This window comes from Elusimicrobiales bacterium (assembly GCA_041651175.1).
Classification (GTDB): Bacteria; Elusimicrobiota; Elusimicrobia; order Elusimicrobiales; family Elusimicrobiaceae; genus JAQTYB01.
The window spans coordinates 25,715-51,930 of record JBAZJT010000005.1 but is presented as its reverse complement, the minus strand read 5'-3'; the positions used below and the strand labels follow the sequence as shown (position 1 = coordinate 51,930).

Sequence of the window (26,216 nt, the reverse complement as noted above, 5' to 3'; positions counted from 1 at the left end):
TCAGGCTCCCTGTTCCTTCTGTCTGCGCCGCGCGAAAGTTTCGTTGAGTATGATGGGTTTCGCCCATATCCCTATGCTGAAAATGTAAGCCAGCGTCAGGTACAGCAGCGACATCCCGGCCCGCAGCCCGAAGCGGTCCCCCGCCCAGCCGATTAGCAGCGGATAAAACGCGCCGCCCATGATTGCCGTGCAGAGTATCCCGGAAAACGCGCCGTGATGTTTTGAAACCGAGTTAAGCGCCAGCGAAAATATAATAGACCACATCACCGACAGCGCAAACCCCAGCGCAGGGAAGGCCAGTTTTGAAACCTCCGCCGGCCCCCACAAAGCCGCCGTAAGGCAGCAGAACGCCGCCGCGGCAAAAGCGACAAGGATGCGGCGGCTGTCAAAAAACTTCAGCAGCAGCATTCCCAGCAGGCAGCCAAGCGTCATCAGCCCCCAGAACCAGGAGACGCCGCTTGCCCCGGCGGTCTGCGGGTCGCAGTTGTGATAGACTTTCAGGAATTGGGAAATCCAGTTGGCAATCCCCTGCTCGGTGGCGACATAGCAGAATATACCGGCGAAAAACAGCAGGACGGTCTTGTCGCGCAGCAGTTCCGCGTGGACGGCCCATGTGCCGGTCTTTTCGTCCTCTTTGCGCTCCACCTCCGGGAATTTGGACAGCGCGATTATAACCACCATCGCCGCCGCCGCTGCGGCAAACACCCAGTAAAGCGATGCCCATGCCAGCCCCCGCGGCGTTACAGCCGATAGCGCGCGCACTATGATTCCCCCCTCCCCCGTCCCGACATGGGCGGTAAGGTATGAATACACGTGCGGGCTCATGAAAGACGCCGCGCCGAATATAAGCTGCGCCAGCACGGAGTTGAATGCGAAATGTTCCTCTCCTCCGGCGACGCGCAGCAGCGGGTTGATAGCCACCTGAAGCGCGGCCATCCCCGCGCCTATCAGGAAAAGCGACACTATCGCCACCCCGTAGCGCGGCAGCAGCGCAAACAGCAGCGCGCCCGCAAACGCCAGCGCGAAAGAGGCCAGCATGACGGATTTTTCCTTGTATTTCTCCACCAGCATCCCCGCCGGCACCGACATCACCCCGTAGGCGATAAAAAACGAGAACGGCAGCACGGCGGCCAGCGTCAGGTTCAGCCCAAACCCGCTTATGATTTCCGGTATTACCGGGCCGAGTATGTTGGTCAGAAAAGAAATGACAAAAAACACCAGCATCACCAGCCCGGCTATGAAATAGTTGCGTTTCATGAATTTGCGATATCCTCAAGCTCTTTGCGGATTTCCGTCAGCAGCCGCAGGGTTTCCCGGCCTGCGGCGGCGTCGCGCGGCTCCTGCCCCCCTGCGCGGGAGAGCGCTTTTTTAGCCCCGGCCAGCGTCATTTTCCGGCGGTAGACCATGTCTTTTATTTCGGAGAGCAGTTCCAGGTCGCGCGCGGTGTAGCGGCGGTGTCCGCTTTCCTTGCGCACTGGGCGCAGCAACTGGAACCGCCGTTCCCAGTACCGTATGGAATGCTCCGGCACCCCGGCTGCGCGGCTTATTTCGCTTATGGTGTAATATTTCTTCTCTTCCATCGGGGAAGCCCTGCAATCAGGGTAACAAAAACCCCCTCCCCCCCACAAGCCGGTATGGCTGTCATATTTTGTAGAATTTTCTTGCAGGAAAGGAGGCATCACATAGCGGATAGATTCTAAGCACAACACAATTTGAGAAGTTTAGGCTTCACCGGGACCATGCGTAAGAGCATGGTGCGCTCACTTCCGAAAAGAAGGGGCACACGATCAACTGGATTGAGGCCGTCTGATAGCTTGGCTTTCGGGCCAAGTGATGGCGGCTTATCATTCTCGGTTATGATCGTGGCTGGGAATTGATAGCCGCCAGTTTTTTGCCAAAACTCCAAACGCAAAACCATACTGCATTACTGGCTTGCCGTCTTCCTTCCCGGAATTGTATTGCGCGTTACACGGGAGGGGACAGTGGCGGGAACGTGTAGTATTTGTGTGGCGGTAATTGCGCTCGCTGCATTTGCGCGGGGTGCGCTTGCCGGCGTACTGCCGGAGGGCGGGCCGTTCATCTACGCGACATTTTTCAGCGAGGATGAAAGCCTGCGCATATACCAAAGCTCTGACGGCATTTCGTGGTCCGCCATGAAAAACGGTCCGGTGTTTTCTCCGCAAAGCGGGTTGAGAGACCCGTCCATATTCAGAGACCGCGACGGCAGGTTTTTGCTGGCATATACTCCTGCCAGGGGCTGCGCTTCAGCGCCCGTAACGGCGGGGCTTGCCATGTCGCGCGATATGGAGAACTGGAACGCCCTGCCGGATATTCCCATGCCGGAAAATACTGTGAAAGCCGTCGCGCCGGAATGGTTTTCGGATGTTGACGGCAGCGTTCACCTGTTTGTGTCCGTGTCAACCGATGCAGCGCAGAAATCGTACGGGATTTGGGAAACCCATCCGCTGTCCGGCGATTTCTCGGCATGGTCGGAACCGGCGAATGTTCTGCCGCCGGATGGCGGGATATATATAGACCCGTTTGTCGTGTTCAGGCCGCCGTATTATTATTTGTGGTATCGCCGGATGGCTTCCGGCGGAATCGCCGACGGAATAGGCTATTCCACCTCAACCAGCCTGACCGGAAATTACCAGTCCGTCAAAACAGAGGACTGGGCCGGTTTTGGCGCGGATAAGGAAGGTGAAACCCTTATCCCGTGCAATGCGGGTGTCTGGCGCATTTATTACGACAATCCGATTGCCTGCCGCGATACAAACGGCATTTCATACAGCGACTCGTCCGATGGTTTTCAAACATGGTCTCTGCCGGAACATATCCGGTCCGGCAGGAAACTGCGGCATGGCACGGTGATGGCGTTGAAAGGCTGGCGTGGGCGGGACTTAATGGAAACTGTCATTTCGCGCTCCGGTTTGGGCTTGAATTATTTACGTTTTGCGGAAGAACATTTCAAAGCCGGAATCGGCCTTTCGCATGCGGACACCTTATATGGGGCGAGAGTTTTGCTGCGGGCGGTATTGTTGCCTCATGGTTCGCTTACGCCGGAACTGACGGTTGGCGCGGGCGTTTATTCAGAGAGCGGCGGCAGCGGGGCCGAAGTGTGCGCGGCTTTGGCGGTGAGATGGCATGTAACGCGGCGGTTCAGCGTTGCCGCCGGAATCGGAGACATGCGCGGCAATGCCTCCCGAACGTATAACAGACGCTTTGGTTTGGAAATATCCGCAGGAATATCGTTTTAACACCTGTGTTAACCCGGAAATCGCAGTTGGTAGCGAGAACCGAGGCGGCGGATGGCGGAGACAATCCGGCGCAGAATTTGACGAGCATGTCCGCCAGGTATGTAAGGAAAATTCTGCACAGGAGTGTCCCGCCAGCCGCCGCCGAATTCCGCTATCCAACTGCGATTTCCGGGTTAATCTGCAAACGCCGTTAAATTGAAAAAGTTGCGGCAATCCTGGTTCAGGAAAGCAGCGCTCCCGACGGTTTGAAGCGGATGGATTTTCTTGGGCCTACGGTTACTGTTTCGCCCGTTTTAGGATTGCGGCCGGTCCGGGCGGAGCGCAGCTTCACCGAAAAAGCGCCGAAGCCCGTGATGACCACCTTCTCGCCGCCGTTGAGCGCGGCGGTCATGGCGTCAAAAGCCTTTCTCACGGCGCGCTCGGCGTCCGACTTGTCGGCCATGATAGTTGCCACTTCTTTCACCAGTTGGCTGCGGTTCATGGGGTTTGCTCCGGGTTACGGCTTGCCCGGCTCGCCGGGTTTTTCGGGCGGGGGAGGCGGCTCCCCGCCGGATTTAAGAGTGCCGAAGATGTCCTTGGGCTTTATGTCTTTAAGCTGGTCCTTGAACTGCTTTACTTCGTCCTCGGAAATGGGTTTGTTGAGCACCTGCGACTGGGCGAAGACTTCCTCGGCCACGAATATCGGCGCGCCGGCGCGCACGGCCAGCGCTATGGCGTCGGAGGGGCGGGAATCTATATCTTTGGCGTCGCCGTCTTTTTTTATGTGTATGGTGGCGTAGAAGGTGCTTTCGCGCAGGCTGTCTATGGTGATTTTTTCCACCGTATAGCCGGTCTGCTTGATTATAGACAGCAGCAAATCGTGCGTGAACGGGCGCGGCAGCGGTATGCCGGAGAATTTAATCGCTATGGCCTGGCCTTCTATCGGGCCTATCCAGATGGGCAGCAGCCGTATTCCCCCCACTTCCTCCAGAAACACTATCGCGTCCGAGGCGGTGGTGGCCAGGGAGTATATGCGCACTTCTTTCTGCGGTTTTGCGTGTTCTTCCATAGATTAGAACCCCAGCGCCTTTAGCAGGGTTTCGGGCGGGGCGGCCTCCCTGAGTATTTTCCGCATTGCGGCGGCAAGCGGAGCGTCCAGCCGTTTGGCTTGTGCCAGACGGAACACGGCTTCGGCGGCGTCGGCGCCTTCGGTTACGGTGTCTATCTCGCCGCGGGCCTGCGCCAGCGCCTTGCCCTGCGCCAGCTTGACGCCAAGCTTGTGGTTGCGCGAAATCTCGTTAGTGCCGGTTAGCATCAGGTCGCCCAGGCTGGCAAGGCTCTGCGCCGTTTCCGCCCTGCCGCCGGCGGCGGTTATTATAAGCGACATCTCTTTTACCGCCTGCGTCAGCAGCGCGGCGCGGGTGTTTGCGCCCAGCCGGGGGTTGCCGTCCGCCATGCCGCAGGCGATGGCGAAAACGTTTTTTGCCGCGCCGGCCCATTCAACGCCGCGCCTGTCGGGAGAGGTTTCCACGCGCAGCGGAAAGCCGTCCAGCACGGAACAGGCCTGCTCCAGCAGCGAATTATCGGGACCCGCCAGCAAAAGTTTGGTTGGCACGCCGCGCGCCACCTCCAGCGCGAAACTGGGGCCGGACAGCGCCATCGTCATCCCGCGCAGTTTCGGGGCGGCGTCCTCTATGATTTCGCAGACGGTGAAGCCGGTTTCCTCCTCCAGTCCTTTGGAGGCGCTGGCCAGGGGGATAGCTGTTTTCAGATGCCGCTCCAGCGATTGCGCGAAATGCCGCGCGGCTTTGGAGGATATTGCCAGCACGAAAAACTCGGCGGAGGCGGCCTCTTCCAGCGAACTGGTCAGCGTTATTTCCGGCTCAAATTTGAAATGCGGGATGTGCGGGTGCTGGCGTCCGTGCTTTTCTATCTCGTGCAGCAGATGCGGGAAATGCTCCCAGAGCGTTACGGGGCAGCCTTTTTTCGCCAGATGCTGGGCCAGCACGCTGCCCCATACTCCCGCGCCGAACACGGTAACTTTAGGGTTTTTTGTCATCGGCCTTGGAACCGTCGGAGAATGCCAGCTCTTTTTTCGCCAGCAGCCGCTTCATGTTGGGCAGATGCTTGTATATTATAAGCAGCGACACCAGCGATACCAGCACCGAAAACGAGATGTCGTAATTGCGGTCTTTTATAATGAAGCTGGCCGCCGGCAGCACCGCCGCCGCCGCGATGGAGCCGACAGAGATATGCCCGCTTAAGGCGACGGCCAGCGCGAAAACGCAGAACGCAATCATGGTCGGAAACGGCAGCATCGCGCTGAACACGCCCAGCGAGGTGGCCACGCCCTTGCCGCCCTTGAATTTCAGGAAAACCGTCCACATATGCCCGAATATCGCCAGCGAGCCGCAGACAACCGCCAGCTTGTAGCTGCTCTGGTGCGGATACAGGTAGAACACCAGCTGCACGGGGATAAAGCCTTTGGCCGCGTCGGCCAGCAGGGTGGCCCAGCCGGCCCATTTGCCCACGACGCGGTACACATTCGCCGCGCCCGGATTGCCGGAGCCGTGCTGCCGTATGTCTATTCCCTTTGCCGCGCGCGCGATAAGATACCCGGAGGGTATTCCCCCCAGAACGTAGCTGAAAACCATCAGGCCGATTTTGTATGTGTCCATTTCCCCAAGATTATATGAAATTTACTCCGGCGCGGTTTCGCCGAAATAGCCGGCGTCTATTTTGGAAATTTTGTACTCCGTGTCGGCTGCCGCGCCCACGTCCAGCTCTATGGCCAGGCTGGAAAGCGAACTGCCGTCTATAAGCACCATATGCGGCTCCGCGGATTCCGCAAAACTTTTGGCCCCGTCCGAGAAAACCGAGGTGGTTATCAGAACGCCCTTTTTGGCGCGCTGGGCCAGGAGGGATTGGGCAAAAGCGCGGGCGGCCTCTTCCGGCACGGGGGTGTTCCAGCGGCGGGCCTGCACGTATATCTTGTCCAGTCCGAGGCGGTCCTCGTTTATTATGCCGTCTATCTCGCCCTGAGGCTGCCCGGGTTCGCCGGTTTTGGAAATTTTCATCCACAGCGCGCGGTGCGCCCGCGCGGACGAGGCCGCCGCCTCGTGCTGCGCGCCGCCGTAGCCCATCTTCACCAGAAGGTCCACTATCAGCTTTTCAAAGAGCTCCGCCGGGCAGGCTTTGATTTTTTCCAGCAGCTCCGCCGCCAGCGCGCGCTGGATTTCGGCGTAGGCATGCTCCAGCCTTTCGTCCGGGGTGGCGGCGATGCCGGCTTCAATGTCGGCGGCGGGGGTGGCGTTGAGCTTTATGAAATCCGCAAATTCGGGAAATTTAGCCAGATACTGGCGGTTGATTGCCGCGGGCTTTTTTTCAAGCTCGGAGCGGCCCCGTGCGGAAAGTCTGTGCCTCCCGCGCGGGCCGGCTTCCAGCAGCTTCGCGTTTTTGAGATATGTTTTGGCCCACATCACCCTGCTGTAAAAAACGGTTTGCAGCCCGGTGGGCAGCATTACCATCCGTTCCTCGCGCGAGAGGCCAAAGCGCTGCGCCAGCTTCTCCGCCATGTCGCGGTCCGAGAGGCAATCGCTTTCCGCCGCCGCTTCCAGGAGCGGGAGCATCAGTTCTTCGTAATCCGGTATCGCCATAACGCCTCGCTATTGCCGCGCAAGCCGCATTTCCGCGATTTCGCAGATTATGTGGCCGATGAGTATATGGCACTCCTGTATGCGCGGAGTGTTTTTGCTGGGGGCCAGTATCGCGGCGTCGGCATGGGCTTTGGCAAGGCCGCCGTCGCCGCCGCTTAAAAGCGCCACGAAGCAGCCCTTCTGACGGGCGGCCTTCATGGCCTTGATGATGTTGCCGCTGTTGCCGGAAGTGGTGATGGCGACAACGATGTCGCCCTCGCAGGCCAGCGCCTCTATCTGCCGGGCGAAGACGTCCTCAAAGCTGAAATCGTTGCCCACGGCGGTGAGAGTGCAGCAGTTGTCGCACAGGGAGTATGCAGGCAGGCCGCCGCGCCGCGTCTTGTAGCGGCCCACGAATTCCGCCGCTATATGCTGCGCGTCGGAGGCGCTGCCGCCGTTGCCCATAAGCAGGATTTTTTTGCCGTTTTCAAGCGCGTCCGCCGTTTTTGCGGCCAGCGCCTCTATATCGCCGGCTATGCCGGTTTTAAGCAGGGCCAGCGCGGCGGCAAGCTCGTCTATGCAGGTGTTGGCGTTCATGGTTTCCTCAGGATTTCAGCGCGAGGCAGTCGTACATCGCGCGGTCCGGCTGGTACTGGGTTTTGGCGCGGATTACCACGCGGTAGCCGCCGGCCTCAAACTCGGTTTTGCCGTTATCGCCCATAAGGCCGGCGAGGTCGGCTGATTCCAGCAGCGCGGTAAGCTCGCGCTGCTGGGAGAGAATGATGTTTTTGCCCCCCGCGACCCTGACTATATAAAGCGGTATTATCTGCCGCAGAAGCTGCGGCGCGGAGGCTGTTTCTGCGGCGGCCTGCCTGGCCTCCAGCTTGATTATGCGCGCTTTGGCGTCTGGCGCGGCGCCTTCCAGCGCGGCGGAGACCCAGTTGAGCAGTTCGTTTCTTACATCGTTTATGCCGGCGGCGGCGAGAATTTTGCCTATGCCGTTTTCCTTCTGTATCGCCCTGGCCAGCGCGGAAATTTCCTTGAGATAGCCGTTTTTGTGGTTGTCGGGGATATAAAACATCACCAGCAGATGCACTGGCTTGCCGTCGGGCGCGCCATAGTTTATGCCCCTGGGGCTCCAGCCTATGGCGCAAAACAGCTCTCCCTCGCCGGCGGCGCGGACATGCGGGCAGGCCCAGCCCATGCCCAGCGCGGTGTTGGCGGTCTGTTCGCGCTTTAGGACGGCCTCGTATATGTCAAATCCGGGGGTTATTTCAGGTATGGCTTCCAGCAGGCTGGCAAGGTATTGCAGCGATTTCTGCTTGTCGCCTTCCGGCAGCTCTATAAGCCGTCCGTCATGAAGCGCGTTAAGTATGCTTTTCATCAGTCGTCTCCGAACCGTTTATAGAACCAGGTTTTCACATTATGCGTTAAAACGGAGTAGGTTAGCAAAAATCCCGCTATCCACAGCCAGTACGAAAACGGCAGGCGCGTCAGCCCCAGCCCCTCCGCGAAAGGCGAATACGGCAGCAGCCCGCCCGCCAGCATCACGGCGATGGTGGTAATAATCAGCGCGGGGCTGGCCGCGCTCTGGAAAAACGGCACCCGCTTTGTGCGGATGATATGCACGATAAGCGTCTGCGTCAGCAGCGATTCCACAAACCAGCCGGTGTGGAACAGCCGCTCGTTTTCCGCGCCGCCGGCGGCGCAGCCGAAGAAAAACAGCATCAGCCCGAATGTGGCGTAGTCAAACAGCGAGCTGATGGGGCCTATGACCATCATAAACCTTTTGATGCTGTCTATGTTCCACTTGCGCGGGGCGGAGATGTATTCGTCGTCCACGCGGTCGGCGGGGATGCTGGCCTGGGAAATGTCGTAGAGCAGGTTGTTGGCCAGAATCTGAACGGGCGTCATCGGCAGGAAGGGCAGGAAATAGCTGGCCCCCACCACGCTGAACATGTTGCCGAAATTGGAGCTGGCCCCCATCTTGATATATTTGACTATGTTGCCGAACACCCGCCGCCCCTCGGCTATGCCGTCTTCCAGCACGGTGAGGCTTTTTTCCAGCAGGACGATGTCGGCTGATTCCTTGGCTACGTCCACGGCGCTGTCAACGGAAATGCCAACGTCGGAGGCTTTCAGCGCGGGGGCGTCGTTGATGCCGTCGCCCATAAAGCCCACGACATGCCCGTTTTTCTGGAGAACCGTTATTATCCTCTCTTTCTGCGCGGGGGAGAGCCGGGCAAACACCGTGGCGGTCTCCGCGGCGGAGGAGAGCTGCGCCTCGTCCATGGCCGCTATCTGCTCGCCGGTGAATACGCTGTGGACGTCAAGCCCCACGTCGCGGCATATTTTCTGGGTGACAAGCTCGTTGTCGCCGGTGAGGATTTTGACTTTAACCCCCATCCGCGCCAGCGCCTGCAGCGCCTGCGGCGCCGACTCCTTGGGCGGGTCGAAAAACGCTATGTATCCGAGCAGCGCCAGCCCGCTTTCATCCTGCACCGAAAAAGAGGTTTTGTCCTTCGGGAATTCGCGGTAGGCTATGGCCAGCACGCGGTAGCCGTCGCGGCTTAAGGCGTCGTAATCCTCCATCAGGTCGTTTTTTATCATGTCTATCAGCGGGTTGATTTCGTCGTCCACCTGATAGTGGGTGCATGCGCCGTAGACCGCGTCCACCGCGCCCTTGCAGATGAGCACGTTGGCGCCCTCGTACTCTATCACCACGGACATGCGTTTGCGGTTGAAATCAAAGGGAATCTCGTCCACCTTGGGGCAGGTTTTCTCCACCTGCAGGTCGCTGTGCGCCAGTATGGCGCGGTCCATGAGGTTGCGCAGTCCGGTCTGGTAATAGCTGTTCATGTAGCTGTAGCGCAGCACGTCATCGCTGGAGCGGTTGGCGACGTCCACATATTTTTCAAGGACGATTTTGTCCTGGGTGATGGTGCCGGTCTTGTCGGCGCAGAGAATGTCTATGGCGCCGAAATTCTGAATGGAGGCCAGCTTTTTGACGATGACCTTGCGCTTTGACATCGCCATGGCGCCCTTGGCGAGGTTGACGGTTACTATCATCGGCAGCATTTCCGGCGTAAGCCCCACGGCCACCGCCAGCGCAAACAGCAGCGCCTCCGTCCAGTTGTGCTTGGTGATGCCCACCAGCACGAAAACTATGCCCACCATCACCACCATGAAACGTATCATCAGCCAGGTAAAGCCGGAAATGCCCTTGTCAAAGCTGGTCTGCGGCGCCTGCTGCGCCAGCCGGCTGGAGATGGAGCCGAGATAGGTTTTTTCCCCGGTGTTTACCACAAGGCCCAGCGCCGCGCCGCTTACGGCATGGCTTCCCTGGAAACAGGCGTTGGAGAATTCCAGGGGAGGTTTTCCTTCGCAGGCGCAGGGCTCGGCGTTTTTTTCCACCGGCATGGATTCTCCGGTGAGGGCGGACTGGCTGACGAAAAAGTCCTTTGACGATATAAGCCGCAAATCGGCGGGGATGACGGAGCCGGCGTGCAGCACCACGATGTCGCCCGGCACTATTTCAGCGGCGGGAATGTCGGTTTCCCTGCCGCCGCGCAGCACGGTGGATTCGGTTTGCACCATGGCGCGCAGCTTTTCCACCGCGTTGCCGGAGCGCGTCTCCTGTATATAGGAAAGCGCGACGCTTAAGACCACCATGCCGCTTACTATGGAGCCGGCGCGCGCGTCGCCCGTGGCAAAGGATATGACCGCGATGACAAGCAACTGCACCACCAGCGGGTTGCGCAGCCGCTGGGCGATATCGGCTATAAATCCTTTTTTTTCTTTTTTGGCCAGCTCGTTGAAACCGTATTTCCCGCGCTGTGCGGCGGCTTCCTCGGCGGAAAGCCCCTCCCGGCGCGAAGACAGCAGCGTCAGGGCCTCCTCCGGCTTTGCCGAACATGCGGCGGACAGCAGCCTGTTTGTTTCCGCCGGAGGCGGAGCGGATTTAATCCTCTGCCGTATCAGCGAAGGCGCGATTTTAGCGAGGGCGGGCGATGGCATGGTTTCTCCGCTGCGTCAGAATTTGGCTTTCAGTTCCAGCGAAAACGTGTTCTCGCCGTAACCCCACTGCGTCTCGTTGGAGGTTTTTTCCGTATGGGCGAATTCCGCCGTCAGGGCCGCCGGGCCTATTCCCCGCTGCGCCGAAACCGCGAGCCTGGCTATCTGGTCGCTGCGCCTGGCGGCGGTGGAGGGGGTGGGCTCGGGATACTTTATATCGTCAAACGAGAACGAGGCGGAATACGACATCGGCGCGCTGTCCGCGCGCAGCGAGGCGGCTGCGCGGGTGGTGGTGAAATAGCGGCTGTCAAAATAAAGCGATTCGGTGTTAAAGCGCGATGCCGATATTTCAACCAGCGACGCGCCGTCCGGCGCCCACTGCGCGGAGGCGTCGGCTATAAAGGTTCTGGGGGAATTGTCCGCCCCGTTGAGCGGAGTCGGGTAGTCGCGCGCCTGCTCCCCGGCATGGATTCTGCCCGATAATTCGCCGAGTTTGCCCTCAACCCCCAGCGTGAAATTGTTCCAGCTGCCGTTGTTGGTGAAGCCGCCGCCGTAGGGATTGGGGGAGTCGTATTTCAGCTCGGAATGCCGCCACGCGCCCAGCACGGAGTATCCCGCGAACTCCATGCCCAGCGCGCCGCCCAGTCCGGTTTCGGTGCGGGTGTAGGAATCGTAGGCCACCTCAAAATAGCGGTGCGACGCCGCATTCCCCCCCGCCCGCGCAAAGAACGCGCCGCAAACCGGGAATTCAATTCCGGCGGAGAATTTGTTCTCGTCGCGCTTGGCGGTGTAATAGGTCATTTCCGGGTTTTCCGCATCGTTGGAGGCGCGGTAGCTGTCCAGCGCGGTAAGCCGTATGTTTTTGGGAAGCGAGGCGTCCAGCCCCAGGTTCGCGGTGTGGTACACGGCGTTCTGGATATACTGGTCCCTCGAGAAAACCAACTGCTCTATGGAATATCCCGCGTCCAGCCGCAGGTTTTCGGGGCGCAGCGCCGCGTCAAAGCCGGCTTTGAGCCGGTTGCTCCAGGCGGAAACTTCATTGTCCGGAGTGAAATTAAGGTTGCTTGTGTATACCGCTTTTTCCGCGCCGTAGGGCGTGAAAGTGAAAATATTCCGCTCCGCGCCGGCGGGTCCCGCCGCGGCGCAGAGCGCGGCAATCAGCAGCATGTTTTTCATAGTGGCTCCACCGACGGTTTTCTGACCCAGCCTTTTATGTTTTCGGCGCGGACGCTGATTTCCCGCCAGTCGCCGCCGGTCTGGATAATATCCACCATCCGGCCTTCCGGCACTGTGGCCGAGGCGTTGAAATTGTCCCCGGGCCCGCCGCGCAGTTCGGCGGTGCCGTCAACCACGACGCCGGGGCTGGAATAACCGGACGCGGCCCTCGCCAGCGCCCAGCCGCCGAACAGCGCCGCCAGCATGGCGGACACGGCAAGAGTTTTCCTGGCGGCGGGGCGCGGCTCCTTTGCAAACGCCGCCGCCAGCCCCGCAGCCGACAGCAGCCATACAAACAGCCAGAACAATCCCGCCAGTTCCGCGGAGGAAAGGGAATAATACGCCCGGTACAGCGCGTCCGGCACGCCGGCGGGGGTCAGCGTCTGCCCGGAGAGCTTAAGGGCCAGCGCAAGGTTGTATCTTATGTCCGCGTCGCGCGGAAGCAGGCGGTAGGCGCGTTGGTAGGAGGCGATGGCCCGGCCCAGCCGGCTGGCCTTGAAATATGTGTTGCCCAGATTGTAATGCGCGTACGGGTTGCCCGGCTGCGCCGCGGCAACGGCGTAATAAACCTGCCCCGCCTCTTCGAATTTGCCTTCGCGGTAGAGGACGGCGGCCTTGGCGGTATCCGGCGGCGCCGCAGCGGCGCAGAGCGGTATTGCGGCAAAAAACGCGGCTAATGCGAGACGAGTCATTTGCTCATATCCTTTTCCAGCATTTCCACAAGCTCCAGGGTTTTCACCGATACCGGCTTGTCGCCGTTATGCGAGGAATGCGCCGTCGGCGCAAAGCGCAGCATGTCCAGCTCCTGCCAGACCTCGGACAGCGCGGAGACGGTCTCGTTTCTTATTCCGGGATAGGCGTAGCGGGAAAGCTCGGTTATTTTCCTGAGCGTCAGCCCGCCGGTGGGGGTGGCGAGCTTGTCGCTCAGATAATCCGCCAGGGCGCCGGAGAGCATGGTCATCGCCTGCTCCATCCGGTTCTGGGCGAAGAGCTTTTCGGCTTCCTTTATGCGCGTTCTGGCTGCGGAATAGGCCTTGCGTTTGCGGGAAAGGGCGGTGTCGCTGTTGGCGGCGGCGCGCCATTTGGCGAAGGCAAAGCCAAACAGCATCAGGACCGGCCCGGCAAGATTCCACAGCCCGGCGCCAGCCAGCGCGCAAAGCGCGCGGGACGGCGCGCTCAAATCCCCGGCCTGGCTGATATAGTGTATGTCCTCGCTGATGGCGGTTACTTCCCCCCCCGGCTGGCTGCCCGTGAAGGACACCTGCTGCGCGGACTGGTTGTCCGCCGCCAGCACGTTAAGCGGGATGGGAAGCGACGAAACTGTGGCATACCCTCCGGAAGCCGGGTTGAAATAGGAAAAATGTATGGCCGGTACCGCGGCCTTGCCGGAGACGCGGGGTATGACCACCGCCTTGAATGTCTTGGAGCCGTGCACAACGTCTCCGTCCTTTTTAATGTTCAGCGAGGACACCATGTCGTAAACCTTCATGGAGGGCATGTCCGGCAACGCGGGCGCGGTAATCGCCTTCAGGTTGCCTGTGCCTTCTATCGTGACGGAGAGGTTTGCCGCCTCACCGGCCTTAAGCTCCCGGCGGTCTATGGAGGAGGTTATTTTGAAATTGCCGACCGCGCCGCCGAAGTTGGCGGGACGGCCCGCCTGCGGCAGCGGTTTGAGATTTATGTGAATCGGCGCGGTCCTGGCCTCCTGCTGCGGGCCGCCGCCCGTCGCGCCGGAGAAGAAATTCTGGAAGAAATTGGGGTCAAAGGGGTCCATATCCATGTTCTGGCGGACCTGGTAGCGCACCGCGGCGGGCGCGATTTCGGTCTGGCCGGCGGTTGCGCCGAACAGCGCGGTTTTAACCTCGGTGAACATGTATTCCCGCCCGTTGAGATTCTCGTTGCCGTTGCGCATGGGCGGCATGTCCTCGGTGAGAAAGCCCTTGGCGGGCGGGGCCGTGTAGTCCGGGTTGCCCATAAGCGGCACCGCGGTGTAGAAGCGCACGGTAAGCGTTACCTGCTCGTTGACATAGGCGGACGTCTTGTCCGCATTGGCGACCACGAAAACATCCCTTTCATCCGCCGCGCGGCGGCGCTGCTGTTGCTGCGGACGGGCCGGGGCGGGCCGGGCGTATTGCCTCGGCGCGGATTGCGGCGCGCTCTGCCGCGCCGCGCCCGGAGGCAGCACGCGCACCTGGATTTCCCTGGTGGCATAGTCCGCGCCGTTGTAATGCAGCGACACGGGGCCGATTACCGCCGCGCCCACAAACCTGGGCGCGAGGCTGAACTGGTATTTTACCGAGGTGGAGATATGGCCGTTGATTATCATTATGTTCTGGCTCTGGCCGGAGGAGAACACGTTGAAATTCGGCAGCGAGGGAAGCTGCGGCTCCCCTACATCCGAGCTTGCGCCGCTTATGGTTACTGTGAGAATGAGCGCTTCGTCCAGCGGCACCTCGTCCTTGTCAACCGAGGCGTTGATTGTAAGCTGCGCGCAGCAGGGCGCGGCGGCCATTAAAAACAGGGCCGCGCACAGGAAATTGCGTTTTGCCGCCGCGCGCAACAGGGCCATCACCAGTCCTCGTTTGAGCCGTAGCTCCGCCCGTTTTTCTGCACCGGGGCCATGCGCTGGTTCTGCATGGCGGCGTCTTCCTTGTCCTTTGCCATCTGCATGATGCGGGAGGCGTCCTCTTTGGCCATCTGGGGTTTCGGCTGCTGGTTCTGCGGGCCGTTTTTGCCGTCGCTGCCGCCGCCTCCTCCGCCGTTGCTGTTGTCTTTGTTCTGCTGCTGCTGATTCTGCTGTTGCTGCTTGTTCTGCTGTTTGTCCTGCTGCTTTTTTTTGGAATTAAGCGCAAGCTCCAGATTATGCCTTATATCCTCGTCCGGCGGGCCGGCCAGCAGGGCGGCGGAGTAGCTCTTTACCGCCCCGTCGTAATCGTTTTCCCTGTAGAAGGCGTTGCCGGCGTTGTAGAGGGCGCTCTGCCGCGTGGATTTGTCCTGCGCGGCCTCCTCGTAGAACCGGCGGGATTTTTCAAAGCTGCCCATTCTGTAGAGCGCGTCGCCCGCGTTGAGGGAGGCTTTGCCGTTTTTGCCGTCCCTGCCGGCGGCCTGCGCGTAGGCTTCAAACGCCTTGTCGTAATTTTCGCGCCGGTAGGCCCTGTTGCCTTTGCGTATCAGCGAGTTTGCCGATTCCGCCAGCGCGGCCTGCGCGCATGACAGCGCGATAAAAACGAGCAGAAGCCTTTTCATTGGCCTTTCCTGAAAGCGAGAATGCGCCGCAGGGACAATGTCCCCTCCGGCACAACAGATTCTATCAAAAGCAGCAGCAAAGCCAAAGCCAGCGGCCATTGGTAGCGGTTCTTGTAGCGGGTCGCGTCTTTGCCCTGCCAGCGCGATTTTTCCAGCTTTCTGAGCTGCGAGGCTATGGCGTTCGCCGCGGTTTCCGGGCTGGTGTAGCGGATATAAGCCCCGCCGGTGGCGGCGGCCATGTCTATAAGGGCTTTCTCTCCCAGCTTGCTGACCACGGTGCGCCCGGAACGGTCCTTCATGAAATCCTGCCCCTGGGCGGGGATTATGTCCCCCTCCGGGCTGCCTATGCCCACCGCCAGTATTGTAACGCCGCTGTCGGCAGCGCGCTTGACGGCGGCGTTCAGGCTGCCGGCATGGTCCTCCCCGTCGGTAAGCAGGACAAGCGCCTTGCGGCCCGGGTATCTGGCCAGCATATAGGTCCCCATATCCACCGCGCCGGCCAGGGTGGTACCCGGTTCCGGCAGCATGCCGGGATGCACCGAGGCCAGGAAATACTTCAGCGCGTCCGCGTCCGTGGTGAGCGGGCATTGCACGTATGCCTGCCCGCTGAAGGCCACCAGCCCCATCCGGTAGCCGGAAAACTGCTCTATGAACAGTTTCAGCATCAGCTTGGCGTTTTCCATGCGGCTGGGCTTTATGTCCCGGGCCAGCATGGAAAGCGACGTGTCAACCGCTATGACGACCTGTCCGGCCCCGCCCGTGTCGGACTGGGCGGTTTCGGTTCCCCACTGCGGCCCGGCCAGCGCCAGGAAAATCAGCGCCGCCGCCGCTATGAAAAGCCAGCTTTTAAGCGCGCGCCGCGCCGCCGCGCTTTCCGGGAACAGCCGGGCCAGCGCCGCCGGCTCGCCCAGGGCGGACATCAGGCCGCGCCGCCGCGCCTCGCACAGATAATACGCGGCAATCAGCGCGCCGGCGCAGATTGCGCCCCACAGCAGCATCAGCGGACGGGCGAATAATGTCACGGTATCCTCACGAAAGCAAGCTTGGACAGCAGGAACTCGGTTATCAGCAGCAGCAGCGCGGGCAGCAGGAAAACCTCGCACTTGTCCTGATAGCTGAGGGACACTATATTGCTGAATTTCACCTTTTCCAGCTTGTCTATGCGCGAATAAATGCCTTTAAGTTCGTTGTAATTGGTGGCGCGGTAGAATTCGCCGCCGGTGGCCTGGGCAATGGCCATAAGAGTGCCCTCGTCCAGGTCGTCGCTGATGACGGCATACTGTATTCCCATCGGCCCCTGCACCGGCACGCGGGACTGGCCCTTGGCCGCGGTGCCGATGGTGTATATCTTTATGCCGTAGCTGGCGGCGGCCTTGGCGGCAAGCGTCGGGTCCTGGATTATGCCGCTGTTGGAGCGGCCGTCGGTCAGCAGCGCTATCACCTTGCTTTTGGCCGCGCTGTCCTTGAGATGGTTGGAGGCGGTGGCTATGGCGTCGCCGATGGCGGTGGCGTCGGTGTGGGTGATGCCTATGTCCACGTTGTTCAGGTATTCAAACAGCGCGTCGTGGTCCAGCGTAAGCGGGCATTGCAAAAGCGCGTTGGTGGCAAACACCACGATGCCTATCCGGTCGCCGGGGCGTTTTTCTATGAAATCCTTTGCGCTGCGCTTGGCGGCCTCCATGCGGTTGTACGGGTCGAAATCCAGCGCGGCCATGCTGGCGGAGGTGTCTATCAGCAGCATTATGTCAACGCCCTGAGCGGGTGGGATGATGCCGCGCTGCACGCGTTGCGGGCGGGCCAGCGCCAGCGCCAGCAGCACCAGCGCGGCGGCGCGCAGCGCGCGCGGCGCAAAACGCGCCATGACGGAAAACCAGGTCGCCTCCGGCTTGAATCCCTTTTCCATCGGAAGCGACACGGCGGCTCCGCCGTCCTCTGAAACCCGGCGCGACAGGAACATCGCCGCCAGCGCCGGAATCAGCCACAGCAGCATCCAGGGGCTTGAGAAAATCATCGCGCGGCCTCCTTTTCCATGGTTTGAACCGGAGGCGGCGGCGTGGTCTGCTGTATTATGGCGCGTATAAGCTCCACGTCGCCGTTTTTCTCGTGCGCCTGCGGCTTGTACTTGGCGAATTTGACAAAATCGCAGTCAATGAAAAATTTCCGTATCGCCGGCGCGGCGGGCCTGGCGGCGTCTATTTTGCTGAGGCGGCGGTACAAATCCGCGGTGTTGTAATTGCGCGCGGCGACGCCGGTCCTGCGCTCCAGGTAGTCGCGCAGGATATTGGCCAGCGTTTCGTAGAACTGCTTGTGCCTGCCCTCCTCCCACAGCGAATCCATAAGCAGCCGGTCCAGCTCCTCGTAAGCTATTACTTCGGGAGGGCGGTTATCCGGCGGCGGGCCGGCCTTGCTTTCCGCCTGCGCGCGGCGCCTCAAACGCCGCCACAGGTAATACCCCGCGGGAAGCAGCAGAAGCAGCAGCCACAGCCAGTTGAACGGTTTCCAGGGCGGGCGAATGTCGCGCAGCTTGTCGGGGTCTTTTACGTTATTGGCGTAGGAAAGCACTTCCACCGGCAGCTCCGGGCTGCGCTGGGACGACAATTGCCCGTTTCCCGAAAGCGACCAGGACACCGCCGGGAAAGTGGCTATGCCCAGGTCAAAGGGTATGACGTCAAAGGTGAATTTCTGATAGACAGCGCCGCCGCGCTTTTCGGCCTTGCCGGGTTTGATTGCGGTTGTCTTGAGGGTTTGGGAGTTCGCGGTGGACGGGTCGGGATGCAGCGTGAAGTTTTCCGGGTACGAGGTTTCCACCTCAATACGGAATGCGGAGCCCAGCCGCACCGCCTCCGCCGGCTTGGCGATTTGGAAGGAAACGGCATCCTCCGCAAATGCGCGCGCCGCGCACAACGTTGCGAACGCGAATAAAAGCCGGCAAAGCTTCATAGCAACATTATATAAACGAGCAATCCGGCGGCGCAATTGTCAGCGCCTTAATTTCTTCTCGCGGTTGCGGAAGAACTGCACCACCGGCTCGGTGGCGGATTGTCCGGCGGTTATCGGTATATAGTCCAGCCCGTTGACGGCGAAGAGCCTCTTGCACGCGGCCACATGCTCGCGCCGCGCGTCGCGGTAGGAGGTTATAAGCTCCTCCGACGACAAATCCAGCGAGCGCCGCTCCCCCGTCTCGGGGTCGGCGACATCCAGTATCACCGGCAGCCTGGGCATGCGGTATTCAAGCGGGTCCTCTATGACAACCGGTATCAGGTCGTGCCGGCGGGCGGCTATGGAGAAAGGCTTTTCGTAGCCGGAGTCCATAAAATCGGAAATCAGTATGAGAATCCCTCTCCTCTTGAAAACCCGGTTGAGCGAGTTCAGCGCGGCGGCCAGGTCGGTGCCTTTGTCGCGCGGCTGATGGGCCAGCAGTTCGCGTATCAGCCGCAGCACATGCCGCCTGCCCTTGCGCGGCGGGATGTAAAGCTCGGTCTGGCGGGTGAAAAGCATCAGCCCGATTTTGTCGCTGTTCTGCAGCGCGGAAAAAGCGAATAGCGCCGACAGCTCCGCCGCGATTTCGCTTTTGAACTTGTCTTTTGTGCCGAAATGCTGGGAACCTGATATGTCGCAGGCCAGCATGAGCGTCAGCTCGCGCTCCTCCACGAAACGTTTCACGAAGGGTTTGCCCAGCCGGGCGGTGACGTTCCAGTCTATGGAGCGCACATCGTCGCCGTGGGCGTATTCGCGCACCTCGGCGAACTCTATGCCGTGGCCCTTGAACACGCTCTGGTATTCTCCGGCGAAAGTCTCGCTCACAAGCCTGCCGGTGCGTATCTCTATCCGGCGGACCTGCCTGAGTATCTCCGATGTAAGCAACTGGCCCGTCTGGCTCACGGGACTTCCACCGTCTCAAAAATCATGCCGATGATTTTCTCGCTGGTGACGTTTTCCGCCTCGGCCTCGTAGGTGAGCAGCACGCGGTGGCGCAGCACGTCGAAGCCTATGGCTTTCACATCCTCCGGCGAGACAAAACCCCTGCCGTTAAGAAAAGCGTACGCCTTCGCCGCCTGGGCCAGGTAAATGGTGGCGCGCGGGCTGGCGCCGTAGGAAATCCAGCCGGAAAGCTGGTTCAGCCTGTAATCCTGCGGCTTGCGCGTGGCGAAAATCAGGTCTATGATATAGCCCTTGATTTTGTCGTCTATGTAAACCGAATCCGCCGTTTCCCGAGCGGCCAGCACCATTTCCATGGGAATTTTGGAGGCGACTGCCGGTTTTATCTGCGCGGCCATGCGTTCCAGTATCTCGCGTTCCTCGTTTTTTTCGGGGTAGCTGACCAGCAGCTTGAGCATGAAGCGGTCCACCTGCGCCTCGGGCAGCGGGTAGGTCCCTTCCTGCTCTATCGGGTTCTGCGTGGCCAGCACCATGAAAAGCTGCGGCAGCGGATAGGTCCGCTCGCCGATTGTAACCTGGCGCTCCTGCATGGCTTCCAGCAGCGCGCTTTGCACTTTTGCGGGCGCGCGGTTGATTTCATCGGCCAGCACGAGGTTGGAAAACACCGGCCCCTTTTTGGGGATGAATGTTCCGTCCTTGGGGTTGAATATGAGCGTGCCCGTTATGTCCGCGGGCAGCAGGTCGGGCGTGAACTGTATGCGCTGGAACGCGGAGGACACCGCTTCCGCCAGTGTTTTAACGGCAAGCGTTTTGGCAAGGCCGGGCACACCTTCTATAAGTATGTGCCCGTCCGCCAGCAGGGCGACGAGCATTTTGTCCACCAGCTCCTCCTGCCCGACGATGACGCGGCCTATTTCGCGCCGCAGGTCGGAGAGGAAAAGGCTTTCCTGCTGGACTTTTTTGTTGAGCGAGCGGATATCCTGCATGGCATTTCTCCTTGACGCAATCTTTGCGGGCCGGTAAATCCTACGGCGCCGGGGGCCGCGTGGCGGCGGCGGCTTTAGATGCGGCGGCAGCGGCCGCTTTTGCGGCCATTTCCTCTTCCAGCGCGCGTTTGTGCTGCTCCAGCCGGGCGTTGATGTCTCTTATGGCCTCTATAGCGCGCAGTTTGACGTCGTTATTGGTGTCGCCTATCGCTTTTTCAAGAGCCGGCACTACCTCCATGCAGTTGTAACTGGCCAGAGAGTTGACGGCCTCCAGGCGGACATCGTCCTCGTAATCACTGAGCGCCACAGCCAGCAGCCTCATGTTTTCCCTGTCCTTGTTGGTGGCCAGCATCGCCACTATGTTGCGCTTTACCCATACTTCCGTTTCTTTTGAGAGGCGGTGCTTGACGACGGGCTCTATATTTGTGTCGCCTATGCGGTACAGCAGTTCCACCGAACTCCAGCGGACTTTGTCGCTCGGGTCGTCCACAAGACGGTAGAGCCGCTGGCGCGCCTCGGCGCTGACGGTGAGGTTGGTGGCCCGGTTGGGGTCTCGCTCCGGCAGGACTTCCTGCTTGATGGCGTCGGTGGCTGCGGTGGCGGTGTCTATGACGCTGGCTACGGCCGGCGGCAGCGATTTCTTGGACACCAGACGGTGCTTGACTGCCAGAAAAAGCGAGCCGGCGATAAAAACGACGGTCAGAATAAGCCACTTCATATGCTGTCTCCCATATGCGAGATTTCAACGGCAGGCCGCGCTCCGTGGCGGCGGGAAACGTTCCGAACGCGCCGGAAAACACAAACTCTCCGCCGGAGAGCAGGACAGCGGCGCGGACATTCTGCCATGAACAAAAACTAGCATTTTTCCGCCGCGTGTTCAACGAAAGTTTGCTATAATTTAAAGCGATGGAAGACAATACCAGCCAGCAGGATATTGTCCGTCAGGAAGACAATATCCCCCGTATGTCGGCGCCGGAACAGCCAAAAACGCAATCCCTGCGGTATGCCGCGTTTTCGGAAAGATTTCTGGCTTATGCCATAGACGCCGTGCCGTTTCTGTTTTTCACTTACGGCACGGTTTTCATGATGGGCAGAAACGGCATGCTTTTCTCGCCGCTATGGGTGGCGTCTGTGTGCAAATGCGGATGGGTATCGCAAATGACGCCCTTTGCATTGACAGAGCTGATTTGCAAACTCGTATGGATGGTGGTGTATGTTGCATATGTAACCGTTCTTTCCGCCGGCGGACGGGCCACCCTGGGCAAGCTGATACTGGGCATCCGCGTGCGCGCGGCGGACGGGGTTTCCCCGTTGCCGCTGTGGCGGTCTTTTGTCAGGACCATCGGATATTTCGCCAGCAACGCGGTGCTTTTCCTGGGCTATCTGTCCATATTCGTCTCGCCGGAAAAGAAGGCGCTGCATGATTGCCTGGCCGCAAGCCGCGTCGTCCGCGTCCGCGAAAAAACTGAATTTGCGAACGGTTTCATATTTTCCGCGGCATGGGGTGTGTTCGGGCTGCTGGCGGCGTCTTTTCTGTACGGCTCTTTCCTCAAGCCCACTCCTGATGATATAAGGCGCGTCAACGCGGCCCGGCGGGAGCTTGGCACTCTGGCCTATCTGGAGGAGGTGCACCGGCACCGGTACGGGCAATACACAGACGACATGTCTCGTATCGCAGCGCTTAGCGGCAATACGCAGACTTTCCAGCAAAGGCTGCTGGATGTTTTCCTCTCGGACCAGGGGGATTTTGTGGTGGCCATCCGTCCCGACGGGTACCGTTTCAGCGTAAAAGCCAAGGACAGAAGAAAAACCCGCCTGGTGCGCGAAGGCCCCTGACGGTTGTCAGCGCTCTGCGGGCGCTACCAGCAACTCCCACTCCAGAAGTTCATATCTGTAGAATCCGCCGGATATAACCGGGTCGTTTTTGCAGAAGGAAACCGCCGCAGCGAAGCTGTCCGCCCTGAAAATCAGCATCCCGCCGGGAATGCCGGCAAAACCGCCCCCGTAAAGCTCCGCTTGCGCCGCGAATTTCCTGATGTGTTCCATATGCGCGGACAGGGTTTTGGCGTCAACCTTGTGCCCGCCGGTTTTCCTGTCTATGCGCACAAAATACCTGTCTCCGGCTTTCATTGTTTGTCGTCTCCGAGGGCGGCTATATTCCCGGCCAGATGCCGTATATTTTCCAGCGCGGAAACATCTTTTGCCACGTTTCCTTTGTCCGTGGCCGTGCCTACAGGCCAGTAGCGCGAGCCGGGGACAATCATTTCGTTGACCAGGAAAAAGTCAATCAGGGAGTTCAGCGCGGTCAAATGTCCGGCTTCGCCCGCCACGACGACAGCCCCGCCGACTTTGTTTTTCAGGAGATGCCCGTTGTTTATCGCCAGGTATGCAAGCCGCTGCAAAAAAGCCGTCATTCTTGACGACGGCATCCCGGCATACACCGGGCTGCCCAGAATCAGAGTGTCTGCGGCGAGGATTTTGCGGAGTAGTGCGTTGAAGTCGTCTTTTACGATGCAGGCGGATTTGCCCCTGCACCTGTCGCATGCCCGGCAATGCCCGATATCCAGACGCGCCAGTGAAACGGTTTCCGTGCGCGCGCCGCGCGCGGAAAGCTCTTTGCCCATGACCGCAAGCAGAACGGCGGTATTTCCCGCCGTTCTGTGCGAGCCGTTGACAAGGACGGCTTTCATTCCGGCGTCGGCATGCCTATTGAGGAGGACTCGTTTGAACTCTGGCAGTGTATGCAGTAACGCGCGAAAGGCAGCGCCTTGAGACGTTTCCGCGGGATGATGCAGCGGCAGCTTTCGCACATGCCGTAGACGTTTTTCTCTATGCGGCGCAGGGCGCTTTCTATCTGTTCCAGCGTGAGCTGGTCCTTGTCTGTCACCTCGAAGAGGACTTCCTTGTCAAGGCTTTGAGATGCCTGGTCTATCGGGTCGCCCACTTCTGCTTCCGGCATGTCCAGGCTTTTCTTTTCCTGCAGGCGGCGCAGCACTTCGTCGCGCGTGGTCTGGAGATAGGCTTTTATGGCCTTTACCTCCTGCGCGGACAGGCGCGCGTCGTCCTCGCGCGGTTTTACGGCGGAAACCGTCCGGCTTTCCGGTCTCGCGATGCGGGCGGCCGGCTTTTCCGGCTGTCTGGCTTTGGTCTTTCTTACGGGTTTGCTTGACATAAGTACCCCTTTCTCCGCCGGTTGCGTCCAGCGGCACATTTGGTAAAAATACAAAAAAAAAAAATCAATTTCAACAGTTTTCCGTCACGACCTGGCCCATTTTTTCATAGGCGCTCCACAAACCTCTGTTGTATTGCGGGCAAGACACTCAAACACAAGGCCGATTCTCCCGCAGGCCGGTAATACGGGAACGGCGGCCACGTTGAGTCACTCAAAGCATCGCGCAAGTGGAGCGGCGCACGGCGGTGCATAAGCCCGCGTGCCGTGGAATGCGTGAAGCGCTGCGCGGAGGATTTGCTGGCGATGTTTGATTGTCCGAAAGAGTTCAACAGGCCAATTTTTCGAAAAAAATATCACTTTTTTTCCAGCATCTGGACACGCTTTTCAAGCGCGTCATACTTCGCTTTCAAATCCTGGAACGCCTTGGCCCAAAGCGCGTTCATGGCATTGGGGTCCACTCCCACAATCGGCTTGCCGTCGTAATCTGTTCCGGCGGAGGATACCGCTTCGGGGTAAACCGCCTTCACCTCCTCGGCGAAAAACCCGGCATGGATATTGGTGTCCGGTTCAAAGCCCTTCGGCGTTTTCTCGTCCGGCGGCGGAGGCGGCGCTTTCCAGCGGTATGTTTTCGGCGCCAGCCCGTTTATGACCGCCCAGATATCGCCGTAGATTTCGCCTTCCTTGACTTTCATTTTCTCGGATGAAGTTATGCATGAAAAAATCCCGCTGGCATCCGTCTGGATTCCAAGAGAACAACTGGGCAGTTTAGGCAAGGCAAACGCCCCTGTGCTATAAAACTTTGCCACATCCTTGGTATCCGCTGAGGTGGTGGCGCTGGACGAAATATGCAAAATCCCTCCCCAGTCGCCGCCGTTTCTGGAATTCCAAATGTGCCAGGTGCTGGTGTCGCCCATTTGGAAACTCAAGCCTTTTGCCGTGTCCGTGGCGACCCATGAGCCGCCGTAATAATTATTCTCAAAGTGCACCCAATTTTGCCCCTTCCCGTACATAAGCAGTTGAAGGCTTTTCTTGTCATTTTCGGATTGGCTGGCGATGGTTACAGTGCCGTTTACGGTTGTTGAGGATATCGCGGAAAATGTGGCCGTTGCGGCAATTATGCCGTAGTTGGTGGCAATATTCCCGTTATACACATAGAGTTTCTGCGAGGGGTTGATTGTTCCTATGCCCACATTGCCCAGCGTGTGGCCGCTGTAATCTCCGTCAATTCTCATATACCCCGTATTGTTGATTGTGAATATAACCGCATTTCTGGCGTTATCGCCCCTTGACGATCCTCCGAGGAATACGCCGCCGCCATGATTGTCTGCCGGTGAACCGGCGGTTAAGTTGAGATTCCCGCTATCTCCGTATTTTGTGCCTATGGTTTGCGTCAGGGAGTCAAACGCAAACCCGGCCCAGTATGAGCCTGAGAATTTCCAGGTTTCAAGCTGAAATGACGGGTTTGCCGTGCCAATACCGACATTGCCATTGTCTCGGACGATGAATAAAGAAGAGTTCGTCTTTTTCACATTCAGCAGACTGTTTGAGCCATTCGAGTGCGGGAAATCAATTAAAAGACCGGCGTCAATACTTCCTCCCCCATCCCCAGTGCCATAGGGTTGAATCAAAAGCATCGGGGTATTGCGGTTGGTATTCCCGCCCACAAGCAGGCTATAGTTGCTGTTCAGTGTGGTCGTGGCTATGCTGACATTGCCCTGCATGTCAGCAGAAGTGGAAAACGTCTGCGTCGCGCTCCATGTGTGCGCCCCGCCTTGCGTGGCGGACAGCGCGGGGTTCGGATACGTCCCGGTTAAATCCCCCCCTGCGGACGCGCCGGACAGCATTACGCCGGTCAGGGACGAGCCGGAACCGGAAAACGAAGCCGCTGTAACAACGCCGGTGGAAACCACATCTCCGTCAAAATACCCGGCGCGGTTTGATGTGCCGCCGGAAGCCGAGCCATACACGCCCGTAACGACACCAGATCCGCTTGCATATCCCACCACTCCTGTCGCATCAGTTGAGGAGGCTTTTCCGTAAACTCCGACAGCCGATATCCCCGTATCCGCATCCGCCCATCCTACCACGCCGTAGCCGGGTATCGGGTGCGGGTATGAATAATAGCCATGTCCAACTCCAAAAATCTGGTAATTTAATCCCCTACCCATTCCGCCCGGAAAACCTCCGGCGTAATCGGGATCTATGGAAGTAATTCCTCCTCTAAACTCGGCAGTGCTGGCGGAAATACCGTAAGTTACAGACAGCCCCGGCCCTGCAAAAGTTTGCTGCCCGCTCCACGTATGCGCGCCGGTCTGCGTCGCCGCCAACGCCGGATTAGGATACGTCCCGGACAAATCCCCTCCCGCCGTTGTTGTTGTGTAGATTCCATTCGTTACCGTCTCCGCGTTGCCGGTTACATTTCCGGCTATCGGGTTTATAAAAGTCTGCGCCGCGCCCCAGGTGTGGGCGCTGGAATAAACCGCCGGAGCGACAGCCGGATTGGGGTATGTGCCGGCAAGGTCGCCGCCCGCCTCCCCGCCTGCCGCGTTGATGGAGCCGACACTAACCGCTCCGCTGAAAACCGCTGTAGACGCTATAACGCCATAAGCCGCCTTGATATTGCCGGAAACCTCCAACCGCTCCGACGGCGAGGAGATGCCTATGCCTATTTTGGCGCTGCTGAAATACATATTGGACGCGGTTACTGTCGTTGCGCTGATATAATACGGTATGGCATAGGTTGCCGAATCCGTTGTGTAAAGAACGGAATCGGCAAAAGCCGCCGTTCCCGAAAAAAGTAGCGCGCAGGCAAATGTCATCGTCTTTTTCATAA

Annotated in this window: 26 protein-coding genes; 2 read left to right on the top strand and 24 right to left on the bottom strand. The window is 59.3% G+C overall.

Annotated features, from left to right (window positions below; genetic code table 11):
- Entirely contained in the window at nucleotides 1-1,257 is a 1,257-nt protein-coding gene (locus tag WC421_04255) for an MFS transporter (protein MFA5161440.1), read from the bottom strand.
- The gene (locus tag WC421_04250; GenBank protein ID MFA5161439.1) at nucleotides 1,254-1,580 is read right to left on the bottom strand and encodes a MerR family transcriptional regulator; all 327 of its coding nucleotides are present in this window, start codon (nucleotides 1,578-1,580) and stop codon (nucleotides 1,254-1,256) included. The genes WC421_04255 and WC421_04250 overlap by 4 nt, the downstream gene beginning before the upstream one ends.
- 426 nt (nucleotides 1,581-2,006) lie before the next feature.
- Here WC421_04250 and WC421_04245 point away from each other — a divergent pair, with 426 nt between their 5' ends.
- The gene (locus tag WC421_04245) at nucleotides 2,007-3,257 is read left to right on the top strand and encodes a hypothetical protein (GenBank protein MFA5161438.1); all 1,251 of its coding nucleotides are present in this window, start codon (nucleotides 2,007-2,009) and stop codon (nucleotides 3,255-3,257) included.
- Between the two features lie 220 nt (nucleotides 3,258-3,477).
- On the opposite strand, the gene WC421_04240 is transcribed toward WC421_04245, so the two are convergent.
- From WC421_04240 to WC421_04155, 18 genes are read right to left on the bottom strand one after another with little or no spacing between them, the layout of a single operon-like run.
- Nucleotides 3,478-3,738, bottom strand: a complete 261-nt coding sequence (locus tag WC421_04240) for an HU family DNA-binding protein (GenBank protein ID MFA5161437.1) — start codon at nucleotides 3,736-3,738, stop codon at nucleotides 3,478-3,480.
- Between the two features lie 15 nt (nucleotides 3,739-3,753).
- Complete coding sequence (locus tag WC421_04235; protein ID MFA5161436.1) at nucleotides 3,754-4,305, bottom strand: bifunctional nuclease family protein; 552 nt, start codon at nucleotides 4,303-4,305, stop codon at nucleotides 3,754-3,756.
- 3 nt (nucleotides 4,306-4,308) lie between these two features.
- Nucleotides 4,309-5,295 carry an NAD(P)H-dependent glycerol-3-phosphate dehydrogenase gene (locus WC421_04230; protein ID MFA5161435.1) on the bottom strand — a complete coding sequence of 329 codons (987 nt, stop codon included), beginning with the start codon at nucleotides 5,293-5,295 and terminating at the stop codon, nucleotides 4,309-4,311.
- On the bottom strand, nucleotides 5,279-5,914 hold the full coding sequence (gene plsY, locus WC421_04225) for a glycerol-3-phosphate 1-O-acyltransferase PlsY (protein ID MFA5161434.1): 636 nt from the start codon (nucleotides 5,912-5,914) through the stop codon (nucleotides 5,279-5,281). Before plsY ends, WC421_04230 begins: the two co-directional genes overlap by 17 nt.
- Nucleotides 5,915-5,935: 21 nt before the next feature.
- On the bottom strand, nucleotides 5,936-6,892 hold the full coding sequence (locus WC421_04220; protein ID MFA5161433.1) for a restriction endonuclease: 957 nt from the start codon (nucleotides 6,890-6,892) through the stop codon (nucleotides 5,936-5,938).
- A 9-nt stretch (nucleotides 6,893-6,901) separates the two neighbouring features.
- Nucleotides 6,902-7,468 carry an SIS domain-containing protein gene (locus WC421_04215; protein MFA5161432.1) on the bottom strand — a complete coding sequence of 189 codons (567 nt, stop codon included), beginning with the start codon at nucleotides 7,466-7,468 and terminating at the stop codon, nucleotides 6,902-6,904.
- Between the two features lie 7 nt (nucleotides 7,469-7,475).
- Nucleotides 7,476-8,255 (bottom strand): PTS sugar transporter subunit IIA, encoded by a 780-nt coding sequence (locus tag WC421_04210; GenBank protein ID MFA5161431.1) that lies wholly within the window; start codon nucleotides 8,253-8,255, stop codon nucleotides 7,476-7,478.
- Nucleotides 8,255-10,888, bottom strand: coding sequence for a magnesium-translocating P-type ATPase (gene mgtA / locus WC421_04205; protein ID MFA5161430.1), 2,634 nt, complete (start codon nucleotides 10,886-10,888; stop codon nucleotides 8,255-8,257). Before mgtA ends, WC421_04210 begins: the two co-directional genes overlap by 1 nt.
- A gap of 15 nt (nucleotides 10,889-10,903) precedes the next feature.
- Nucleotides 10,904-12,061 (bottom strand): hypothetical protein, encoded by a 1,158-nt coding sequence (locus WC421_04200; GenBank protein MFA5161429.1) that lies wholly within the window; start codon nucleotides 12,059-12,061, stop codon nucleotides 10,904-10,906.
- Nucleotides 12,058-12,792: a tetratricopeptide repeat protein gene (locus WC421_04195; GenBank protein MFA5161428.1), complete on the bottom strand. Its 735-nt coding sequence runs from the start codon at nucleotides 12,790-12,792 to the stop codon at nucleotides 12,058-12,060. The genes WC421_04200 and WC421_04195 overlap by 4 nt, the downstream gene beginning before the upstream one ends.
- A complete protein-coding gene (locus WC421_04190) occupies nucleotides 12,789-14,669 on the bottom strand; it encodes a BatD family protein (protein ID MFA5161427.1) in 1,881 nt (626 codons plus the stop codon). Before WC421_04190 ends, WC421_04195 begins: the two co-directional genes overlap by 4 nt.
- The gene (locus WC421_04185) at nucleotides 14,669-15,346 is read right to left on the bottom strand and encodes a tetratricopeptide repeat protein (GenBank protein MFA5161426.1); all 678 of its coding nucleotides are present in this window, start codon (nucleotides 15,344-15,346) and stop codon (nucleotides 14,669-14,671) included. The genes WC421_04190 and WC421_04185 overlap by 1 nt, the downstream gene beginning before the upstream one ends.
- Nucleotides 15,343-16,368 carry a VWA domain-containing protein gene (locus WC421_04180; GenBank protein MFA5161425.1) on the bottom strand — a complete coding sequence of 342 codons (1,026 nt, stop codon included), beginning with the start codon at nucleotides 16,366-16,368 and terminating at the stop codon, nucleotides 15,343-15,345. The genes WC421_04185 and WC421_04180 overlap by 4 nt, the downstream gene beginning before the upstream one ends.
- Nucleotides 16,365-17,357, bottom strand: a complete 993-nt coding sequence (locus tag WC421_04175) for a VWA domain-containing protein (GenBank protein MFA5161424.1) — start codon at nucleotides 17,355-17,357, stop codon at nucleotides 16,365-16,367. Before WC421_04175 ends, WC421_04180 begins: the two co-directional genes overlap by 4 nt.
- A complete protein-coding gene (locus WC421_04170; protein MFA5161423.1) occupies nucleotides 17,354-18,286 on the bottom strand; it encodes a hypothetical protein in 933 nt (310 codons plus the stop codon). The genes WC421_04175 and WC421_04170 overlap by 4 nt, the downstream gene beginning before the upstream one ends.
- 39 nt (nucleotides 18,287-18,325) lie before the next feature.
- On the bottom strand, nucleotides 18,326-19,228 hold the full coding sequence (locus WC421_04165; protein ID MFA5161422.1) for a DUF58 domain-containing protein: 903 nt from the start codon (nucleotides 19,226-19,228) through the stop codon (nucleotides 18,326-18,328).
- On the bottom strand, nucleotides 19,225-20,211 hold the full coding sequence (locus WC421_04160) for a MoxR family ATPase (protein ID MFA5161421.1): 987 nt from the start codon (nucleotides 20,209-20,211) through the stop codon (nucleotides 19,225-19,227). The genes WC421_04165 and WC421_04160 overlap by 4 nt, the downstream gene beginning before the upstream one ends.
- Nucleotides 20,212-20,251: 40 nt before the next feature.
- Nucleotides 20,252-20,929: a HEAT repeat domain-containing protein gene (locus WC421_04155; GenBank protein MFA5161420.1), complete on the bottom strand. Its 678-nt coding sequence runs from the start codon at nucleotides 20,927-20,929 to the stop codon at nucleotides 20,252-20,254.
- A 188-nt stretch (nucleotides 20,930-21,117) separates the two neighbouring features.
- Here WC421_04155 and WC421_04150 point away from each other — a divergent pair, with 188 nt between their 5' ends.
- Entirely contained in the window at nucleotides 21,118-22,047 is a 930-nt protein-coding gene (locus WC421_04150; protein ID MFA5161419.1) for an RDD family protein, read from the top strand.
- Nucleotides 22,048-22,053: 6 nt separating this feature from the next.
- Here the strand turns inward: WC421_04150 and WC421_04145 are convergent, their stop codons facing one another.
- From WC421_04145 to WC421_04130, 4 genes are all read right to left on the bottom strand, one after another.
- Complete coding sequence (locus WC421_04145) at nucleotides 22,054-22,341, bottom strand: YciI family protein (protein MFA5161418.1); 288 nt, start codon at nucleotides 22,339-22,341, stop codon at nucleotides 22,054-22,056.
- On the bottom strand, nucleotides 22,338-22,901 hold the full coding sequence (locus WC421_04140) for a flavodoxin family protein (GenBank protein MFA5161417.1): 564 nt from the start codon (nucleotides 22,899-22,901) through the stop codon (nucleotides 22,338-22,340). Before WC421_04140 ends, WC421_04145 begins: the two co-directional genes overlap by 4 nt.
- On the bottom strand, nucleotides 22,898-23,383 hold the full coding sequence (locus WC421_04135; GenBank protein MFA5161416.1) for a TraR/DksA family transcriptional regulator: 486 nt from the start codon (nucleotides 23,381-23,383) through the stop codon (nucleotides 22,898-22,900). Before WC421_04135 ends, WC421_04140 begins: the two co-directional genes overlap by 4 nt.
- 353 nt (nucleotides 23,384-23,736) lie before the next feature.
- Nucleotides 23,737-26,214 (bottom strand): tail fiber domain-containing protein, encoded by a 2,478-nt coding sequence (locus WC421_04130; protein MFA5161415.1) that lies wholly within the window; start codon nucleotides 26,212-26,214, stop codon nucleotides 23,737-23,739.
- Between the last annotated feature and the right edge of the window lie 2 nt (nucleotides 26,215-26,216).

Excerpts from the sequence above, each read along its gene's own strand:
- WC421_04255 (MFA5161440.1), bottom strand. The coding sequence starts at position 1,257 with ATGAAACGCAACTATTTCATAGCCGGGCTGGTGATGCTGGTGTTTTTT.
- WC421_04250 (MFA5161439.1), bottom strand. The coding sequence starts at position 1,580 with ATGGAAGAGAAGAAATATTACACCATAAGCGAAATAAGCCGCGCAGCC.
- WC421_04240 (MFA5161437.1), bottom strand. The coding sequence starts at position 3,738 with ATGAACCGCAGCCAACTGGTGAAAGAAGTGGCAACTATCATGGCCGAC.
- WC421_04235 (MFA5161436.1), bottom strand. The coding sequence starts at position 4,305 with ATGGAAGAACACGCAAAACCGCAGAAAGAAGTGCGCATATACTCCCTG.
- WC421_04230 (MFA5161435.1), bottom strand. The coding sequence starts at position 5,295 with ATGACAAAAAACCCTAAAGTTACCGTGTTCGGCGCGGGAGTATGGGGC.
- plsY (MFA5161434.1), bottom strand. The coding sequence starts at position 5,914 with ATGGACACATACAAAATCGGCCTGATGGTTTTCAGCTACGTTCTGGGG.
- WC421_04220 (MFA5161433.1), bottom strand. The coding sequence starts at position 6,892 with ATGGCGATACCGGATTACGAAGAACTGATGCTCCCGCTCCTGGAAGCG.
- WC421_04215 (MFA5161432.1), bottom strand. The coding sequence starts at position 7,468 with ATGAACGCCAACACCTGCATAGACGAGCTTGCCGCCGCGCTGGCCCTG.
- WC421_04210 (MFA5161431.1), bottom strand. The coding sequence starts at position 8,255 with ATGAAAAGCATACTTAACGCGCTTCATGACGGACGGCTTATAGAGCTG.
- mgtA (MFA5161430.1), bottom strand. The coding sequence starts at position 10,888 with ATGCCATCGCCCGCCCTCGCTAAAATCGCGCCTTCGCTGATACGGCAG.
- WC421_04200 (MFA5161429.1), bottom strand. The coding sequence starts at position 12,061 with ATGAAAAACATGCTGCTGATTGCCGCGCTCTGCGCCGCGGCGGGACCC.
- WC421_04195 (MFA5161428.1), bottom strand. The coding sequence starts at position 12,792 with ATGACTCGTCTCGCATTAGCCGCGTTTTTTGCCGCAATACCGCTCTGC.
- WC421_04190 (MFA5161427.1), bottom strand. The coding sequence starts at position 14,669 with ATGGCCCTGTTGCGCGCGGCGGCAAAACGCAATTTCCTGTGCGCGGCC.
- WC421_04185 (MFA5161426.1), bottom strand. The coding sequence starts at position 15,346 with ATGAAAAGGCTTCTGCTCGTTTTTATCGCGCTGTCATGCGCGCAGGCC.
- WC421_04175 (MFA5161424.1), bottom strand. The coding sequence starts at position 17,357 with ATGATTTTCTCAAGCCCCTGGATGCTGCTGTGGCTGATTCCGGCGCTG.
- WC421_04170 (MFA5161423.1), bottom strand. The coding sequence starts at position 18,286 with ATGAAGCTTTGCCGGCTTTTATTCGCGTTCGCAACGTTGTGCGCGGCG.
- WC421_04160 (MFA5161421.1), bottom strand. The coding sequence starts at position 20,211 with ATGCAGGATATCCGCTCGCTCAACAAAAAAGTCCAGCAGGAAAGCCTT.
- WC421_04155 (MFA5161420.1), bottom strand. The coding sequence starts at position 20,929 with ATGAAGTGGCTTATTCTGACCGTCGTTTTTATCGCCGGCTCGCTTTTT.
- WC421_04150 (MFA5161419.1), top strand. The coding sequence starts at position 21,118 with ATGGAAGACAATACCAGCCAGCAGGATATTGTCCGTCAGGAAGACAAT.
- WC421_04145 (MFA5161418.1), bottom strand. The coding sequence starts at position 22,341 with ATGAAAGCCGGAGACAGGTATTTTGTGCGCATAGACAGGAAAACCGGC.
- WC421_04140 (MFA5161417.1), bottom strand. The coding sequence starts at position 22,901 with ATGAAAGCCGTCCTTGTCAACGGCTCGCACAGAACGGCGGGAAATACC.
- WC421_04135 (MFA5161416.1), bottom strand. The coding sequence starts at position 23,383 with ATGTCAAGCAAACCCGTAAGAAAGACCAAAGCCAGACAGCCGGAAAAG.
- WC421_04130 (MFA5161415.1), bottom strand. The coding sequence starts at position 26,214 with ATGAAAAAGACGATGACATTTGCCTGCGCGCTACTTTTTTCGGGAACG.